The sequence below is a fragment of the Mesorhizobium sp. M0011 genome (genome assembly GCF_040324155.1).
In the GTDB taxonomy this organism is placed as follows: Bacteria; Pseudomonadota; Alphaproteobacteria; order Rhizobiales; family Rhizobiaceae; genus Mesorhizobium.
In genome coordinates this window covers 1-2,500 of record NZ_JAMYVQ010000067.1, presented here as the reverse complement: position 1 = coordinate 2,500, position 2,500 = coordinate 1, and the positions used below count along the sequence as shown (strand labels likewise).

At 53.9% G+C, this 2,500-nt stretch carries 1 tRNA gene and 2 rRNA genes (1 of these 3 cut by a window edge); all 3 read left to right on the top strand.

From position 1 onward, the window contains the following. A 23S ribosomal RNA gene (locus tag NKK51_RS32240) occupies positions 1-1,793 on the top strand (it extends 1,029 nt beyond the left edge of the window). Between the two features lie 273 nt (positions 1,794-2,066). Further along, positions 2,067-2,181 (top strand): 5S ribosomal RNA (gene rrf, locus NKK51_RS32235). A 225-nt stretch (positions 2,182-2,406) separates the two neighbouring features. Continuing rightward, a tRNA-Met gene (locus NKK51_RS32230) sits at positions 2,407-2,483 on the top strand. Positions 2,484-2,500: the final 17 nt, after the last annotated feature.

The following is a 2,500-nucleotide window of genomic DNA, read 5'->3' as shown; positions in this document are numbered from 1 at the left end:
GAAAAGGGAAACAACCCTGACCTACAGCTAAGGTCCCCAAGTTATGGCTAAGTGGGAAAGGATGTGAGGATCCCAAAACAACCAGGATGTTGGCTTAGAAGCAGCCATCATTTAAAGAAAGCGTAACAGCTCACTGGTCTAAATAAGGGTCTTTGCGCCGAAAATGTAACGGGGCTAAAGCCATACACCGAAGCTTAGGGTTTGGTCCGCAAGGGCCAAGCGGTAGCGGAGCGTTCTGTAAGCTGATGAAGCCATACCCGTGAGGGGTGGTGGAGGTATCAGAAGTGCGAATGCTGACATGAGTAACGTAAGGGGAGTGAGAGACTCCCCCGCCGAAAGACCAAGGGTTCCTGCTTAAAGCTAATCTGAGCAGGGTTAGCCGGCCCCTAAGACGAGGCGGAAACGCGTAGTCGATGGGAACCACGTTAATATTCGTGGGCTTGGAGGTAGTGACGGATCATTGAGGTAGTCCAATCTTATCGGATTGAACGGGCTGCTGCGTGGTTCCAGGAAATAGCTCCTCCTTATAAACCGTACCCGAAACCGACACTGGTGGTCTGGTAGAGTATACCAAGGCGCTTGAGAGAACTATGCTGAAGGAACTCGGCAAATTGCACGCGTAACTTCGGAAGAAGCGTGACCCTTTTCTACGCAAGTAGAGGAGGGTGGCACAGACCAGGGGGTAGCGACTGTTTATCAAAAACACAGGGCTCTGCGAAGTCGCAAGACGACGTATAGGGTCTGACGCCTGCCCGGTGCTGGAAGGTTAAGAGGAGGGGTGCAAGCTCTGAATCGAAGCCCCAGTAAACGGCGGCCGTAACTATAACGGTCCTAAGGTAGCGAAATTCCTTGTCGGGTAAGTTCCGACCTGCACGAATGGCGTAACGACTTCCCCGCTGTCTCCAGCATAGACTCAGTGAAATTGAATTCCCCGTGAAGATGCGGGGTTCCTGCGGTTAGACGGAAAGACCCCGTGCACCTTTACTATAGCTTTACATTGGCATTCGTAGTGGCATGTGTAGGATAGGTGGTAGGCTTTGAAACCTGGGCGCCAGCTCAGGTGGAGCCACCCTTGAAATACCACCCTTATTACTATGGATGTCTAACCGCGGCCCGTTATCCGGGTCCGGGACAATGTATGGTGGGTAGTTTGACTGGGGCGGTCGCCTCCTAAAGAGTAACGGAGGCGCGCGATGGTGGGCTCAGAACGGTCGGAAATCGTTCGCTGAGTGCAATGGCATAAGCCTGCCTGACTGCGAGACTGACAAGTCGAGCAGAGACGAAAGTCGGTCATAGTGATCCGGTGGTCCCGCGTGGAAGGGCCATCGCTCAACGGATAAAAGGTACGCCGGGGATAACAGGCTGATGACCCCCAAGAGTCCATATCGACGGGGTTGTTTGGCACCTCGATGTCGACTCATCGCATCCTGGGGCTGGAGCAGGTCCCAAGGGTATGGCTGTTCGCCATTTAAAGCGGTACGTGAGTTGGGTTCAGAACGTCGTGAGACAGTTCGGTCCCTATCTGCCGTGGGTGTAGGAATATTGAAAGGATCTGTCCCTAGTACGAGAGGACCGGGATGGACGGATCTCTGGTGGACCTGTTGTGGCGCCAGCCGCATAGCAGGGTAGCTATATCCGGACGGGATAACCGCTGAAGGCATCTAAGCGGGAAACCCACCTTAAAACGAGTATTCCCTGAGAACCGTGGAAGACGACCACGTTGATAGGCCGGGTGTGGAAGAGCGGCAACGCTTGAAGCTTACCGGTACTAATAGTTCGATCGGCTTGATCGTTCTCATTCCTTATGCTCATCTGACAAAGTCAGATGTTCTCACTCACGCTTGTTCCGCCCTGCGGGCGGCGCTACGTGGGTGCGGCGCATCAGCGCCGACGGTCGGTCGACCTTGCGAAGCTTCGCTTCGAAAGGCGCCAGGACCAAAAGAACTGTAAAGGCACAAAAAAGACCAGCGAACAGCTCAGAGAAAGCAGCAAATAGGGTCCCTATTCGCTACTCACTATTGGCTATTCGCTCAAAAAAGCTTCTCGAACAACGTGCGTTTTGCCGACCTGGTGGTTATGGCGGAGCGGCTGCACCCGATCCCATTCCGAACTCGGCCGTGAAACGCTCCAGCGCTGATGGTACTTCGTCTCAAGACGCGGGAGAGTAGGTCGCTGCCAGGTCTGCCAAACGCACGTTGAACTCACATCCAATCGGATGCAGAGAAATCTTCTCTTTATGAAATGGCCCGCCAAGGGATCACGGGCCGCGTAAGCGGCCCTTTCATTTGGTCAGCCATATACCTATCTGTAGGCCTCGGCTTACACAAAAACGCAAGCAAACGCTTGCTTAGGAACGCAAGCAAACGCTTGCTTAGGGAATGCAAGCAAACGCTTGCTTAGGGTTGACGCGGGGTGGAGCAGCCCGGTAGCTCGTCAGGCTCATAACCTGAAGGTCACAGGTTCAAATCCTGTCCCCGCAACCAAATACAAAAGAGCCCGC